Source organism: Schaalia radingae (assembly GCF_900106055.1).
Taxonomy (GTDB): domain Bacteria; phylum Actinomycetota; class Actinomycetes; order Actinomycetales; family Actinomycetaceae; genus Pauljensenia; species Pauljensenia radingae_A.
The window spans coordinates 751,557-764,058 of the sequence record NZ_LT629792.1 but is presented as its reverse complement, the minus strand read 5'-3'; the positions used below and the strand labels follow the sequence as shown (position 1 = coordinate 764,058).

The following is a 12,502-nucleotide window of genomic DNA, read 5'->3' as shown; positions in this document are numbered from 1 at the left end:
CACGACGTCACGCGGACATTATGTAGGAGGATTTCTCCTATGAGCACAGACTAACCCATGACCTGCGGTTATTGGGTCTTTTGACCTATATCGCAGATGCGAGTTTCGACGAAGCGATGCGTGAGCCTGCCTCGACAATAACGAAGAAGCCTCCTGCAACCAACGCGATCGTGCCGCCTGCTGACAGGCCACACACGACCGCAAGCCCCAGTCCAACTACGGCAATAATGGTAGACGCGAGCGTGGACAGTGCGACGAAACGCGGCGTCGATGCGACGCGCCCCTTCAAGACGGTGGGTGCGGCGGCGATTAAGGAGATTGACACGACGGTGCCGACCGCCGGAATAATGACCGTCACCGTCGCGATAATCAGACCCAGGGTAATCAGGCGCATCAGGTCAGGCCGCCCTCCGCTGGCTCGGTAGTTCACCGCGTCGAAGCTGACTGCTACCAGCCGCCCGCCCATCAACGCCCACACTCCCCCAGCGACAATAAGGACGAGGGCGGCCGCGATAACGTCGATGCGCGTACATGCCAGCAGGGATCCTGTCAGGAAGCCGTCGATTCGCAGCGGCAGGGGCGCGAACCACTTATTGAGGAAGTAGCCAGAGGCAAACCCCACGGTGAGCGTGATTCCGGCGGCCGCCTGCGAGGAAATTCCTTTCAGGGCCGATACGCCATGCATCAACAGCGCGAGGACGAGTGAGGCCAGGCCAGCACCGATGAACAGTCCCAGAGACAAAGCCTCATGGCTGCTCGAGACCAGCGCCGCGCCGACCACGCCGATGACGGCGCCCGGGAACGCGGCATGGGTGATTGATTCAGTGAAGAAGATGCGCTGGCTGAGTACGGCGAGGGATCCGACCAGGCCGCACAGAGCTCCCACAACGATTACTTCAACCAGCGGCAGGGCGATGATGGTCCACATCGAGATCATGGGCGCACTCCCTGAATCGGGTGGGCGACAGGCTGCGTCACGTGCCCGGTGTCCAGTGCGCGCACGCACATGCGGTACAACGTGCGCACAGCCAGTACCAGTCCGAACATGGCACACACACTGAGCGAGACAGCAGCCTGCGGTGAGATTGGGCGCGAAACCGGCAAGTTCATAACATGCATCCCCAGGACCGCCCCGCCGACGCCGACCGCAATCCCCACGGGAATCATCCACCCGACGGTGCGGGCGACCAGTCGAGCGCTGGCTCCAGGGATCACCAGATATCCGATCACCAGCAGGACGCCAATGGCGGAAGCGGCTGATACAACAACGGCGGCGATCGCGGTGTTGAGAACAATGTCGACAAGGAGGGTGTTGACTCCCAGAACCGGAGCGGTATCGCGGTCGAAGGCGGTGATTACCTGGCCGCGCCACGTCAGGGCGACGATCACGATGGCGAGCAGACAGAAGAGGACGGACTGCGCCAGGCGCGCATCGGTCACGTCCAGCAGTCGGCCGAACATGAGCGCTTCCAGCTGGCCGGACATGTCGCCTTTTTTCAGCGAGATCACCACGCCCAGTGCGAAGAAGGTCGTCAGAATCGTTGCGGTGGATCCCTCGGAAATGTGGCTGCGCTGCCCGGCCCACACCAGTGCTGCGATGACTGCGCATGCACATAGCGCAGCTCCGGGCACGATCATGTCGATGCCGCCATAAAGGGCACCTACTACGATGCCAGGGAAGACGCCGTGAACCAGTGATTCTGCGTTGAACTCCGCACACCGCACGTTGACCAGCACGCCGACCACTCCGCTGGCGCAGGCCAGGATAATCAGCAAGACAAATGGCCTGAACGTGTACGGAGCTGACGCAATAAATCCCCATCCAGGTAGTGGCTGCAGAAACTGCCGTAGACCTTCAAGCCATTCAGCCCACATGCTCGGACTCCTGTGTCGCTATGTGCGCGATGCGAGCACGCCGATCAGCGCGGTGCTCCTCTTTACCTGCGCTGGTCGCTGCGAGTTCGACGGGCACCGACCCGCCGTATGCCTTCGCCACCAGCTCCGGTGTCAGTACCTGTGCGATTGGCCCAAATGCCACTTGCCTGCCTGCCAGCAGCAGTGCCCGTTCACAGGTAGCGTCAGCCAAGATGAGGTCATGCGTGGAGATCACGACGGCTACGCCCTGGTTCTTGGCGTTGGTGATGATGGAGAGCAGGGCACGGCGGTTCGGCTCATCCAACCCGTTGAACGGCTCGTCGAGCAGGATCATCGCCGGCTCAGCGACCAGGGCCCGCGCCAACAGGATGCGCTGACGCTGCCCGCCAGACAGGTCACCGAACCGGACGTCTCCACGATCACTCATCCCGACATTGGCGAGGGCGTCCTCGATGCGCTGTTTGCCGGTCGATCCGAGCCGCCCAAACAGTTTCCGCTGACCTCGGTATCCCATCGCAACTACCTGGCGAGCAGTGATGGGGAATGTGGGGTCCAGGTTGAGCTGTTGCGGGACGTATCCCACTGTTGAGCCTGGCGGCACTCGAAGGTGACCGGCGCTGACGCGGACGGATCCGATGATGCCGCGCAGCAGCGTGGTCTTTCCTGACCCGTTCGGCCCGATCAGTGCCAGCGCTTCACCTGCCTGGATGCTGCCATCCACTCCGGTGAGCACTGTCTTATTGCCGTATGCCAGTGAGCAGTTGTCGAATTCGAGTGCCGCGCCCATAGCCTTTCCTTGCTCCGTTGCCTATTTTTCTGCGAGCGTGTCAGGCAGCTGTGGTACGTTCCCGTTCCACGCCTGGACCAGCGTCGTCACGTTGTGAGTGATGGAGCCGACGTAGGTTTGTCCTGCCGACCCGTCGGGTCCGAGGGAGTCGCCGTATAGTGCGTCGTCTCCGACGATTGCTTTGACACCGGCGGCCTGAGCAACTGCCTCGATTGACTTCGAGTTGTTGGAGTTTTCTGCAAAAAGCGCGACCGCTCCTGAGTCCTTGACCTGTTGGGCGGCTTTCTTGATGTGGTCAGCGGTGGCGTCCTGTTGGCTGTTGAAATCCGACAGGGCTGCGCCGATGAACTTCACGCCGTAGTCTTTGGAGAAGTATCCGAATGCGTCGTGAGAGGTGAAGAGGACGCGGTGCTGAGGCGGAACCGAATCGATCGCTTCACGCACCCATCCGTCCAGGTCGGTCAGGGTCTGCGTGTACTGCGCAACGTGCCGGTCGAAGAGGTCCTTGTTGTCAGGCGAGGCTTTGCCGAGGATTTCACCGATATTGCGCACCTGGATGGCGGCGTTCTTCGGGCTGGTCCACACATGCGGGTCGTACTGAAACTCCGGTGTTGCGGCACCATCTTCAGGCGGGAACGGCCACTTTTGCACATCGACCTTCTGCGTGCCGCGATCAATGGTGTAGGGCAGGTCGCTTTCACGCTTGGTCACCGAGGCAGGGTCGTCGACTTCCGCTGCCGTCAGAACTCCCGATGTCACTCCCATGATCCCGTGGAAGCCAGATGCCTGGATTGCTGAGTCAAGGAAGTGTTCCAGGTCGATGCCAGAAACGAACATGATGTCGGCGTGAGCAAGGGCGTCTGCCTGTGCCGGGGTCATCTCGTGTTCATGTGCCGAGGCATTCGGGGCGAGTAGGCACGTCAGGTTAATCGTGGTGGCGGCTGACTGGGCTGGCGCTCCTAAGGCATGAGTGGCGCCCTGTGCGTCAGTTTTGTTGAGCGCCAGCGTCGAGTGCTCATCGGCGTTGCCGGCGATCTGCGTGACGTAATCGCACACTTGAGTGGTTGTAGCCACCACATTCACTGTGTTGGAGGAGCGTTGTGCGCCGGATTGACCATTCGCGTCGGTCGCTCCTGACATGTTCGCCTGGGTATTGCCACAGCCTGCAAGACTAGCCGCCGCCACGGCGACCATCGCTGCTCGGAGGCACACAGTTCTTTTCTTCACTCTTTCTCCCCTTATGTGTGATGCCGCTGGTCGTATTCCCTCCCAGCCCTTAACGATAACGGCTCTCACTATACGCCCAAGTTAGGTTTTCGGTCAACCGAATAATATGTTTGGTTCAATACAATATTTGATGGGTGTGGGAGTGGCAACGTGCAGATCAGGAGGCAACACAAGAGCACGGCAGCGTGCTGGGTACAGGGGTCTCACTGCAGTGTGTACAGAGGCACAAAGTGCTGAAGTCAGAGGCCTCGCCGCGATGGATACAAGGGGGTAACCGAGGGATTCACAGGAAGAGGCAGTGGCCAGCCACCCTCGAAAACTCGAGAGGAGCGGAGCGCAACGGGGACAGCTGAAGAACCCAAGAAGAACGGCACATTCGGAATGAATGACAATAAATCGAAAATGGTCGGGGTGACAGGATTTGAACCTGCGACCCTCTGCTCCCAAAGCAGATGCGCTACCAAGCTGCGCTACACCCCGGTCGGTTTCTCACCGCTTGGAAATGATAATGCATCCGCTGAACGAAAACCAATTCTCGCACTCAATTCGGATTGTGGGATAGATCGTGGTTTTTCGATTTCACTTTTCAGCCCCGGCACGTTACGATCGATTCGTTCACGTGAACAGTCACGCCCATCGGCGCTGGCATCGCGGGCGTAGCTCAATGGTAGAGCCCCAGCCTTCCAAGCTGGTCATGCGGGTTCGATTCCCGTCGCCCGCTCCACTTAGACGTCGGATTTGATAAGTACCCCTTTGCGTTAGCGAGTATCGCTTAGGGGGGTGTGAAAAATCGCTTGCGTTAGCGGGTTTGGGTTTTGCGTTACCTAGTATCGTGTTTTCCCTGTTCGAATAGGGTTTTGGGGGTTAACTAGCTAACGGATGGCAGGTGGCGTTCGCTGTAGTGCTTGCGATGGTGGTTCTATTTCTATTTTTAATTGGATCTATTTGCGTCGCCCGTGCTTGGCTCTTAGTCTAGTTCTGCTCTGTTGTATATGTAAGTGGCGATGAAAAGTAGCGCAATGATTAGCAGTAGGCTGCTGGTGATTGGCCAGATCCACGGTGCCTCGAGTGTGTCCTGAGCGAGGTTGTTTATTATGGGGGCGAGGCCAAGGGGAGTTTTGTCGCCCTCCTGGACAAATATCGCTGACATCGTTATTAGTAGGTAGGCTCCGAATCCGGCCGCAAGGGGTATGCCGATGCCTGGTTTAACAGTGGCTGCGGCAGTCTGTATTACGTGAATGAGAATGATTTGTAGCGCCCATACCAAACTAGCCAATATGATCGGGGCGGGATTGGCGCCTGGGAATAACAGTGACGTTCCTGCCCAGGCTAGGGTAGCGCTGAAGACGGCAAGGAATAGGGTAGATAGCCAGCTGCTGATAGCAAAGCTGATGAGGTAGTGTGAGCGCTGCACGCTACCAGGGAAAAAAAAAGGAATGTCACCATTGCCGGTAAGCACACTGCAACGAAAAGAGTTCATTGCAACGAGGATTACGGTAAGAATTTGGGTAAGGTTCTTTATCCATCCCGCGTAGGCTTGCAGCCAGGAAGGTTCAGGTAGCGACTCTATTAGCGTGGTTACTTCTGATCCGGCCAGAAATCTGATGATTCGCGGCGTGTATTGGGTAAACAATCCTTGGGTGAGAGCAAGGATAACGAATACCCCACCTATCATCCATGTCCCATAAGAGCGTAGGATCCAGACAGCTTGATAGCGCCAGATCAATCTGAAACTCGAGGTATTCACGATTCTTTACCGCCATCCTTAGTCAGTTTGGTGAAAAGTTCATCTAAGCCGCTAAAGGTGGGGTGAATCTTTGCGGCAGAGTCGAGGCTGTAGATAGCCTCCGCCACGGCGGTGGCAACGTCTGAACGCACCGTGACATCAAGCGTAACGTGTTTAGTTTGCTGATTGACCAGCTCGCCTAACTGTCCTTGAGCTAGCAGGCTACCGCGATGCAAGATCCCCACGTGGGTAGAGACTTTAGCGACATCGCTGAGGATGTGGGAGGAAAATACTATCGTTACCTGCCCGGTTAACTCGCGTAGCAGCCCCAGAACATCTGCTCGCCCGATCGGGTCAAGAGCGCTGGTTGGTTCGTCTATCAGTAGTAGTTTCGGGGCAGTAACGAGTGCTGCTGCTATTCCCATCCGTTGCTTCATGCCTCTAGAAAAGGAGCCAATTCTTCCGGGGGCTTTGTCGAGGTTAACCAGATTGAGTAGTTCGTCGCTTCTTTCGGCTGCAAGGTCTGGGGAGATTCCACCAAGGCGGGCGAGAGTGATGAGCGCATCCTTGGCTCTAAGCCAGGGGCTAATCTGGGGGACATCAGTCAGGTAAGACACGCCAGGGATCGGTTTGACCGGAAGTTTGCCTCGACTAACTCCCAGCACGGTGGCGCTACCACTACTGGCTCCGGCCAGTCCTGCAAGGATCCTCATGGTGGTGGTTTTACCAGCCCCGTTCGCTCCCACAAACCCATAACAGGAGCCGGTAGGAACTCGAAGATTTATGTTGTTTAGTACTTGGTGCTTACCGAAGATTTTGGACAAATCTTTAGTACAGACTGCTAAATCCATGTTCATTCCTTCGGATACAGCTTGCTCACCACTGAACTCGCATCAACCTGGTGATGCTTGGCTGTAGCTTTCTGTTCATATTCACGCTGCACCTTAAGCTGTCTTTGTTCGTGAAAGTACATAACCAAAAAGACGATTGGCCCAATCACTTGGCCAAAGATGATAACCAGGAGCCACACTAGGCGATTTAAACCGGCAATGTGAGTTCGCTTATCACGCAGCAAGCAAATCAAAGACCAGACCACCGCTACCAGTTGCAATCCTATAAGGATGCAAACTCCTATCAATGCTGGGGTCGGCAAATCCAACAGTTTATCTATAGGGTTCATTACTTGTCTCCTGAATTATGTAGCCGGGTTTTTACCCTAGCTAACGCGGTTTTTATATAAGCGAGTTGGCAAGCGCCAGCAACGAGGGGCCATAAAGCAACAATGGGCACCATCGACCGGCGGCTCATTTCCTGCTTGTCACCAGCCCGGCGCATTGCTGCAAGCCAGGCTATGGACAAGGCTTCAACACCCAACAAATCAGCCTGATTGGCCAAACGTACGGCATCTTCGGATTCTGGGTCATCGCGCCGAAAGACCTGTGGCGCTAGTGCTGCAACAGTCGTTAAAACCACTGGAGCTAGCGCAGCCTGCTTGCCGCTAATAAATCTTTCAGACCCTCCGAGTGTTGACCGCTGGAGGAGAACCTGATCTTTGCGACTGAGCAGTACCGCCAAGAACCCAACCCCAATCCCACCGGCAATAGTGGTGAGCTTAATGCCGCGCTTTAGACGTGTGGGGACGTAGCTGGCCAAGTCCGGTAGAGAATCATCGGGTCGAATTAGCCCTAAACGCACACCAACAGCACCCAGATTAACGTCCCAACCCAGTCCGTATTTTCGAGGAATGAACAAGCGCGGATTCTCTGGTTCAAAACCATCCAGCGCAGCATCAGCGCGCCCCAACCACAGCCCGGAGACAGGTATCCCCAAAACTCGCGCCTGCCCTTCTATGTCCTTACCGAACCACTTCATCACCGTATTCCTTTCCGCGTTGTACGCTTCACAGCACAATCAAGCGCCTCCCACTCAGAGCGCATCTGCAATAAACGATTCTTCCCAGATTTTGCGAGCTTATAAATCTTCCTCGGCGGCCCTACCGGAGACTCCTCCCAAGCCGTAACTACCAACCCTGATTTACGGAGGCGTGCAAGCAGCGGATATAACGTACCCGTAGAAATCTCCAACCCCGCTTCTTCACGAAAACGCTCTACAAGCTGCCCCCCGTAAGAAGGACGAGACGAAAGTAATCCAAGGACAATCAGTTCAACAGCGCCCTTGCGTAACTGTGACTCAGACACAACCCCTCCTTGCTTAACCATGTTCCTTGTATAACATACTACTGCGTGTCTAAAAGACTAGCAACTACTTTTCGCTAGGACTTCAGGTCTGATAAGTGCTCTTTTGCGTTACCGAGTATCGTGTTTTCCCTGTTGAGCGTTATGGCGTTTGAAATGTTTCTCTGAATGTGGAGTGTTCTACCTAATTCATCCTAGTGTTCATGTACACTATAAACACTAGGAGGTGTTCGTGGATATCATCGTTAGTAATGCAAGTTCTGATCCGGTTTACGCTCAGATTAAGAATCAGCTCAAGGCGGCAATAATCAACGATCAGGTAGCGCCCGGCGACAAGCTGCCGTCGATCCGGCGTTTGGCATCACAGCTTCGCGTGTCGGTGATTACTACCAAGCGCGCCTATGACGAGCTAGAGCTAGAGGGTTTCATTGATTCCGTACAGGGGCGAGGTAGCTTTGTCGCTTCTAAAAACACTGAATTACTCAAGGAAGAGCAGCGTAAAAAAGTCGAAGACTACTTGAAATCCGCCCTCGCCTCGGCTCGGGTTGCTGGCTTGTCTGTTTCTGATCTGAAAGAGCTGATTGATTTATTAGGAGAATCCGATGAATGTGATTGAAATCAACGGACTAGTTAAAAAGTATCCGGGATTTACGCTCGGTCCGCTTAACCTTGAAGTTCCCCAGGGGGCAATTGTGGGTTTCGTGGGCGAGAACGGTGCCGGTAAATCCACAACGCTGCGTTTGATTTTAGGTCTTGCTCACCCCGATGCTGGGATAATAAACCTTTTGGGGCAGCCTGCAGGTGCAGATCACTCACAAGCGCATGAACGAGTGGGGGTAGTTTTTGACGATATTAGCCTGCCAGATAGTTTTACTGTTAAGAATGCTGGCGAGTTCGGCAAGCGCCTGTACAAGAGTTGGGATGCGCAAACATACGCTAGTTATCAGCAGCGTTTTCATCTCGCTTCGTCTAAGCGAGTTGGTGAACTCTCTAGAGGTATGCGGATGAAGCTGGGGCTAGCGATGGCACTTTCCCATGCAGCGGATTTACTGATTTTTGATGAGGCTACCAGTGGTTTGGATCCGGTGATTCGTGATGAGGTGCTTGATATTATGCTCGAATTTATCGAAGATCCGACTCACTCGATTCTGTTTTCGTCTCACATCGTTTCCGATATTGAAAAAGCCGCTGACTACGTGGCTTTCATCCGTGAGGGCAAGTTGAAGTTCATGGAACAAAAAGACGAGCTCTTAGATTCTTGGCGAATCGTAGCGTTGAGCAATGAGCAGGCAAACCAGCTAGATTCCACGCAAGTATTAGGGCGCCGCCGTCATGATTTTGGGCAAGAAGCAATCGTCCGCACCGGGGCAGTTCCTGCTGGTGTGCAAGCTGGTAGACCGACGATTGAGGACATCATGGTCTACACGATTAAAGGAGAAGATCAATGAGAGCTGCATTTTATAAAGATCTTATTGCCAATCGTACATATATAGCTGTTTTAGGTTTGGTGCTCGTTGCGATCAGCGCTGTGGGGATTTATACAAACAAGTTGATTATCTTTCCTTTTATTTTTGGCATGATTGGGATGCTTTATTTTACGGCCACCTTTGCTCGTGATGCTGAATCCAAGGTGCACCGAACGATTCTTGCCGGGCCTATCAGTAGAAACGAGCTCGTTAATTTAAATTTTCTGATTACACTCGCCCTTGGGGTAGTGGCTTTCGCGGTTACAGGTGCTCTTGCCTATTTAATGGTTGATATGCCTTGGAAAAATACTGTTTTGGTGGCAAGTTTCGCCTTTGCGGTCACTCTGCTGTTGACCATTATTCAGCTACCGTTGTTTTACAAATTTGGTCCAGAAAAAGCCAAGCTTTTTCTGGTCGCGGTATTCATCGTGGTGTTCGCTGGATCATCCTTTGTTGGTTCCAACAAACAAGCAATCTTCGAATGGGTAGCAAAAGCCTTAACCCTACCTCCGCTCACAAACGCAGGAATACTACTGACCGTGACGATCGTACTTACCGCAGTATCCCTATGGATAAGTCGTAAGATCATGGCAGGTAAAGAATTCTAAGTTATTAGAGCCCGATTTTGCATCCAATGTTGACCCCCTGCGTTCTTTTCAAAACCCCACCGTGATTTCTTTCCCGGTTCTAAAGATGAACCGGATCTGGTTTGCGCCGATTGTGATGTGTCGGGACATCATTGACAGTTTGTTGGCGGTGTCCCGGTCTTTTTGTGTGTGCGTGTGTCACGTCATTGTTGACAGGTGTGTCACGTCATTGTTGACAGGTGTGACGGTGCTGGTGTGTTTTTTGGGCTGGTAGTTGTGTGTGGGGTCGATGGTGTGTTCGGCGATGATTTCTCCGGTGGTGCGGTCGATGGTGATGGTGTCGTTGCCTGCTATGAGGATGAGGACTGGGTGGTGTGCGTAGGGTCTGCCGATGCCGAGGCGGAGGAGTTTTCCTGAGTGGCGCATGGTGACTTTGCCTGCGATGGCGACACTGTCGTGTCATATTCGCCAGATCCTCTCGAATAGCTCGGTGGTGGGGTGTGCGGGTGGTGTGGTTGTGTACACGGTGTGTGGGGTGCGCCTGTTGAAGACTCTGTGGGGGCGTTCGTAGTTGTAGATGCGGGTGAATGTGTCGAGTTGGTTGTGCAGGCTGGTGATGGTTGGGGCTGATGGTTGGGCGGCGAGCCATTTTTCGAGCGTGTAGTGGTAACGTTCGATTTTTCCTTGTGTGGTGGGATGGCCGAGGAGCCCGTTTTTCTGAATGATGCACAGGTCGTGAAGGAGTTGTTCAAACGCGTTGCGTTGGCGGTTTTGGGCGCGTGCTCCGCGCGCGTGGCGCGTGCTGTAGACCATGGCGTTGTCGGTCAGTGTGGAGCGCGGGTACCCGTAGGTGCGCGTCGTGGTGGTAAAGGTTTCCACCACGACGGGGCCAGTGATGCGCGGGTGTGCGCTTGCGTGCAGGAGGAACGTGAGTGGCCATCCAGCCAGGAGATAATCTCGACTTACTCGGTTTGAATGTGCCAGTGCGTGAAGTCGGACTACCACATTTCATTAGGTGCAGCGGCTTCGAATCATTTCCATGCTGATCGTGGTTTCTTGTGGGGTTGAGGCACAACGCAGTTGTGCTTTTTGAGGATTCTCCAGATCGTGCTCACGCTGGGGCGTTCGTGTTCGTCAAGACGCGCCCATATGCTTTCAACCCCACCATCAAGAACTTGCTCGATCAGCATAGCGCGTAAACGCAGCACGTGATCCACCACGTGGAGTGGACATTGGTGGGGGTGACGGTGGGGTCTGCATGAGCGGGGCTGCAGGCCTGTCAGGCCGTCTTGTTGGTAGCGCTGGATCAGGGTGTAGACCCATTGGCGTGAGATGCCGAAACGCTTCACGGCCTCGCTGATACTCATACCTGCTTCAACATCGCTCAACACGATTACTTCGTTTTTATTTGTTTCAATCATGTGTCAACGATGACGTGACACACCTGTCAACTATGTATTGAAACCAGACAAACAACAAAAAACAGGGTCGCCCCCTCGTTCGGCGCGTGAGGACGTCACTGACACTGCGGCAAAAACGGAAGGCACGCGGTCTTCTGAAGCGGGCAATACGCACGCTTCGAGCGGCACTTCACGATATCCTCAAGGCATGTTATTTGCCTTTTCAATTTCCCCGTCCACGACGGACAGCCCTGACGGTTCGATGGCGCATATCGTGGCGCGCGCCGTCAAAGTCATTCGTGACAGCGGCCTACCCCACGAAACCAATTCGATGTTCACCACCATCGAAGGCACATGGGATGAATGCATGCCAGTGATTCGCCGCGCCTGCGAAGCAGTGGGCGAAGTCAGCCCTCGGGTCTCACTGGTGCTGAAAGCAGACCTGCGCCCCGGTCACTCAGATGAGATGAGCGGGAAAGTGCAGCGACTCAACTCCCAGCTCGACAAGATCGACGGACAGTAACTCCCCCAAGGGAACACCATAGTGCGTGGTCGCGAACGCGTGCGCGAGCATCACGCTATGACCAATACCGTAGGAACATGAGCATCCCTACCGACGCGCCCCAGTCCCGGCCATTCACGATCCGCAGGGCCACACGCGCTGACGTTTCCGCACTGCAGGAACTGTCCATCACGACTTTTACACAGACCTTCGGTTTTCTGTACGCGCCCGATGACCTCCAGAACTTCCTCGAATCGACCTATTCGCCCGACGCGCTCACATCGCTGCTCACTGACCCCCAATGCGCCGTCTGGCTGGCGTTCGATGCGGGCGTTGGTGGAGACACTAATCTCGACGCGCAGGAGACCTCTCAACCGGTCGCGTATGTGCTTGCCGGGCCATGCTCACTTCCCCACCCTGATGTGCGCTCCGGCGACGGGGAGATTAAGCGGCTCTATGTCAGGCAAGGCCTGCAGAATTCAGGCCTAGGTACACAGGTCATGTTCATCGCCGTCGACTGGCTTCTTGAGCGTCAGCCGGACGCCTTATGGCTGGGCGTCTGGTCACGCAACGACCGCGCGCAGCATTTCTATGAGCGTTTCGGCTTCACGCACGCGGGGGAATACCGATTCAAAGTCGGCTGCCACCGCGATCATGAATTCATCGTTAAACGGGCGCTGCATGCCTCACTTCGTCAATGAGGCATGAAATGGGCCCACCGCCTTCAACAGCGGTGG

The 12,502-nt window shown here is 54.9% G+C and carries 16 protein-coding genes and 2 tRNA genes; 6 read left to right on the top strand and 12 right to left on the bottom strand.

The window, feature by feature from the left end; translation table 11 throughout:
* Window positions 1-85: 85 nt before the first annotated feature.
* The 5 genes from BLT69_RS03340 to BLT69_RS03320 form a co-directional block, all read right to left on the bottom strand.
* Window positions 86-937, bottom strand: a complete 852-nt coding sequence (locus BLT69_RS03340; RefSeq protein ID WP_070727434.1) for a metal ABC transporter permease — start codon at window positions 935-937, stop codon at window positions 86-88.
* Window positions 934-1,875: a metal ABC transporter permease gene (locus BLT69_RS03335; protein WP_092648404.1), complete on the bottom strand. Its 942-nt coding sequence runs from the start codon at window positions 1,873-1,875 to the stop codon at window positions 934-936. The genes BLT69_RS03340 and BLT69_RS03335 overlap by 4 nt, the downstream gene beginning before the upstream one ends.
* On the bottom strand, window positions 1,865-2,662 hold the full coding sequence (locus BLT69_RS03330; protein WP_058236349.1) for a metal ABC transporter ATP-binding protein: 798 nt from the start codon (window positions 2,660-2,662) through the stop codon (window positions 1,865-1,867). Before BLT69_RS03330 ends, BLT69_RS03335 begins: the two co-directional genes overlap by 11 nt.
* 21 nt (window positions 2,663-2,683) lie before the next feature.
* On the bottom strand, window positions 2,684-3,856 hold the full coding sequence (locus tag BLT69_RS03325; RefSeq protein ID WP_092648403.1) for a metal ABC transporter substrate-binding protein: 1,173 nt from the start codon (window positions 3,854-3,856) through the stop codon (window positions 2,684-2,686).
* 436 nt (window positions 3,857-4,292) lie between these two features.
* Window positions 4,293-4,369: transfer RNA gene (locus BLT69_RS03320), tRNA-Pro, on the bottom strand.
* 170 nt (window positions 4,370-4,539) lie between these two features.
* On the opposite strand from BLT69_RS03320, the gene BLT69_RS03315 reads away from it, so the two are divergent.
* Window positions 4,540-4,613 (top strand) — tRNA-Gly (locus tag BLT69_RS03315).
* Window positions 4,614-5,632: 1,019 nt separating this feature from the next.
* Here the strand turns inward: BLT69_RS03315 and BLT69_RS03305 are convergent.
* Genes BLT69_RS03305 through BLT69_RS03290 form a run of 4 tightly spaced genes read right to left on the bottom strand, consistent with a single transcriptional unit; the run spans window position 5,633 to window position 7,834 of the window.
* Window positions 5,633-6,466 (bottom strand): ABC transporter ATP-binding protein, encoded by an 834-nt coding sequence (locus BLT69_RS03305; protein WP_092648401.1) that lies wholly within the window; start codon window positions 6,464-6,466, stop codon window positions 5,633-5,635.
* A gap of 2 nt (window positions 6,467-6,468) precedes the next feature.
* Window positions 6,469-6,795, bottom strand: coding sequence for a PLD nuclease N-terminal domain-containing protein (locus tag BLT69_RS03300; protein WP_092648400.1), 327 nt, complete (start codon window positions 6,793-6,795; stop codon window positions 6,469-6,471).
* Window positions 6,795-7,487, bottom strand: a complete 693-nt coding sequence (locus BLT69_RS03295) for a DUF5808 domain-containing protein (protein ID WP_092648399.1) — start codon at window positions 7,485-7,487, stop codon at window positions 6,795-6,797. The genes BLT69_RS03300 and BLT69_RS03295 overlap by 1 nt, the downstream gene beginning before the upstream one ends.
* Window positions 7,487-7,834, bottom strand: coding sequence for a PadR family transcriptional regulator (locus tag BLT69_RS03290; RefSeq protein ID WP_257590396.1), 348 nt, complete (start codon window positions 7,832-7,834; stop codon window positions 7,487-7,489). The genes BLT69_RS03295 and BLT69_RS03290 overlap by 1 nt, the downstream gene beginning before the upstream one ends.
* Window positions 7,835-8,042: 208 nt before the next feature.
* Here BLT69_RS03290 and BLT69_RS03285 point away from each other — a divergent pair, with 208 nt between their 5' ends.
* Genes BLT69_RS03285 through BLT69_RS03275 form a run of 3 tightly spaced genes read left to right on the top strand, consistent with a single transcriptional unit; the run spans window position 8,043 to window position 9,884 of the window.
* The gene (locus tag BLT69_RS03285; RefSeq protein WP_092648398.1) at window positions 8,043-8,426 is read left to right on the top strand and encodes a GntR family transcriptional regulator; all 384 of its coding nucleotides are present in this window, start codon (window positions 8,043-8,045) and stop codon (window positions 8,424-8,426) included.
* Window positions 8,413-9,258: an ABC transporter ATP-binding protein gene (locus BLT69_RS03280; protein ID WP_092648397.1), complete on the top strand. Its 846-nt coding sequence runs from the start codon at window positions 8,413-8,415 to the stop codon at window positions 9,256-9,258. The genes BLT69_RS03285 and BLT69_RS03280 overlap by 14 nt, the downstream gene beginning before the upstream one ends.
* Window positions 9,255-9,884, top strand: a complete 630-nt coding sequence (locus BLT69_RS03275) for an ABC-2 transporter permease (RefSeq protein ID WP_257590395.1) — start codon at window positions 9,255-9,257, stop codon at window positions 9,882-9,884. The genes BLT69_RS03280 and BLT69_RS03275 overlap by 4 nt, the downstream gene beginning before the upstream one ends.
* A 177-nt stretch (window positions 9,885-10,061) precedes the next feature.
* On the opposite strand, the gene BLT69_RS03270 is transcribed toward BLT69_RS03275, so the two are convergent.
* The 3 genes from BLT69_RS03270 to BLT69_RS03260 form a co-directional block, all read right to left on the bottom strand.
* Window positions 10,062-10,289: a hypothetical protein gene (locus tag BLT69_RS03270; RefSeq protein ID WP_092648396.1), complete on the bottom strand. Its 228-nt coding sequence runs from the start codon at window positions 10,287-10,289 to the stop codon at window positions 10,062-10,064.
* Between the two features lie 33 nt (window positions 10,290-10,322).
* Window positions 10,323-10,745, bottom strand: a complete 423-nt coding sequence (locus BLT69_RS03265; protein ID WP_058236520.1) for an integrase core domain-containing protein — start codon at window positions 10,743-10,745, stop codon at window positions 10,323-10,325.
* 149 nt (window positions 10,746-10,894) lie between these two features.
* Window positions 10,895-11,284, bottom strand: a complete 390-nt coding sequence (locus BLT69_RS03260; protein WP_092648394.1) for a helix-turn-helix domain-containing protein — start codon at window positions 11,282-11,284, stop codon at window positions 10,895-10,897.
* Window positions 11,285-11,471: 187 nt separating this feature from the next.
* Between BLT69_RS03260 and BLT69_RS03255 the strand changes: the two genes are divergently transcribed.
* Window positions 11,472-11,786 (top strand): thiamine-binding protein, encoded by a 315-nt coding sequence (locus tag BLT69_RS03255; protein ID WP_058236347.1) that lies wholly within the window; start codon window positions 11,472-11,474, stop codon window positions 11,784-11,786.
* Between the two features lie 77 nt (window positions 11,787-11,863).
* Window positions 11,864-12,466, top strand: coding sequence for a GNAT family N-acetyltransferase (locus BLT69_RS03250; protein ID WP_082628481.1), 603 nt, complete (start codon window positions 11,864-11,866; stop codon window positions 12,464-12,466).
* The last annotated feature ends 36 nt before the right edge of the window (window positions 12,467-12,502 follow it).

Bases quoted from the DNA above. Each gene is read 5' to 3' on its own strand.
- BLT69_RS03305 (WP_092648401.1), bottom strand. From the start codon at position 6,466: ATGGATTTAGCAGTCTGTACTAAAGATTTGTCCAAAATCTTCGGTAAG.
- BLT69_RS03295 (WP_092648399.1), bottom strand. From the start codon at position 7,487: ATGAAGTGGTTCGGTAAGGACATAGAAGGGCAGGCGCGAGTTTTGGGG.
- BLT69_RS03300 (WP_092648400.1), bottom strand. From the start codon at position 6,795: ATGAACCCTATAGATAAACTGTTGGATTTGCCGACCCCAGCATTGATA.
- BLT69_RS03260 (WP_092648394.1), bottom strand. From the start codon at position 11,284: ATGATTGAAACAAATAAAAACGAAGTAATCGTGTTGAGCGATGTTGAA.
- BLT69_RS03290 (WP_257590396.1), bottom strand. From the start codon at position 7,834: ATGGTTAAGCAAGGAGGGGTTGTGTCTGAGTCACAGTTACGCAAGGGC.
- BLT69_RS03340 (WP_070727434.1), bottom strand. From the start codon at position 937: ATGATCTCGATGTGGACCATCATCGCCCTGCCGCTGGTTGAAGTAATC.
- BLT69_RS03330 (WP_058236349.1), bottom strand. From the start codon at position 2,662: ATGGGCGCGGCACTCGAATTCGACAACTGCTCACTGGCATACGGCAAT.
- BLT69_RS03275 (WP_257590395.1), top strand. From the start codon at position 9,255: ATGAGAGCTGCATTTTATAAAGATCTTATTGCCAATCGTACATATATA.
- BLT69_RS03325 (WP_092648403.1), bottom strand. From the start codon at position 3,856: ATGGTCGCCGTGGCGGCGGCTAGTCTTGCAGGCTGTGGCAATACCCAG.
- BLT69_RS03250 (WP_082628481.1), top strand. From the start codon at position 11,864: ATGAGCATCCCTACCGACGCGCCCCAGTCCCGGCCATTCACGATCCGC.
- BLT69_RS03255 (WP_058236347.1), top strand. From the start codon at position 11,472: ATGTTATTTGCCTTTTCAATTTCCCCGTCCACGACGGACAGCCCTGAC.
- BLT69_RS03270 (WP_092648396.1), bottom strand. From the start codon at position 10,289: ATGCGCCACTCAGGAAAACTCCTCCGCCTCGGCATCGGCAGACCCTAC.
- BLT69_RS03335 (WP_092648404.1), bottom strand. From the start codon at position 1,875: ATGTGGGCTGAATGGCTTGAAGGTCTACGGCAGTTTCTGCAGCCACTA.
- BLT69_RS03280 (WP_092648397.1), top strand. From the start codon at position 8,413: ATGAATGTGATTGAAATCAACGGACTAGTTAAAAAGTATCCGGGATTT.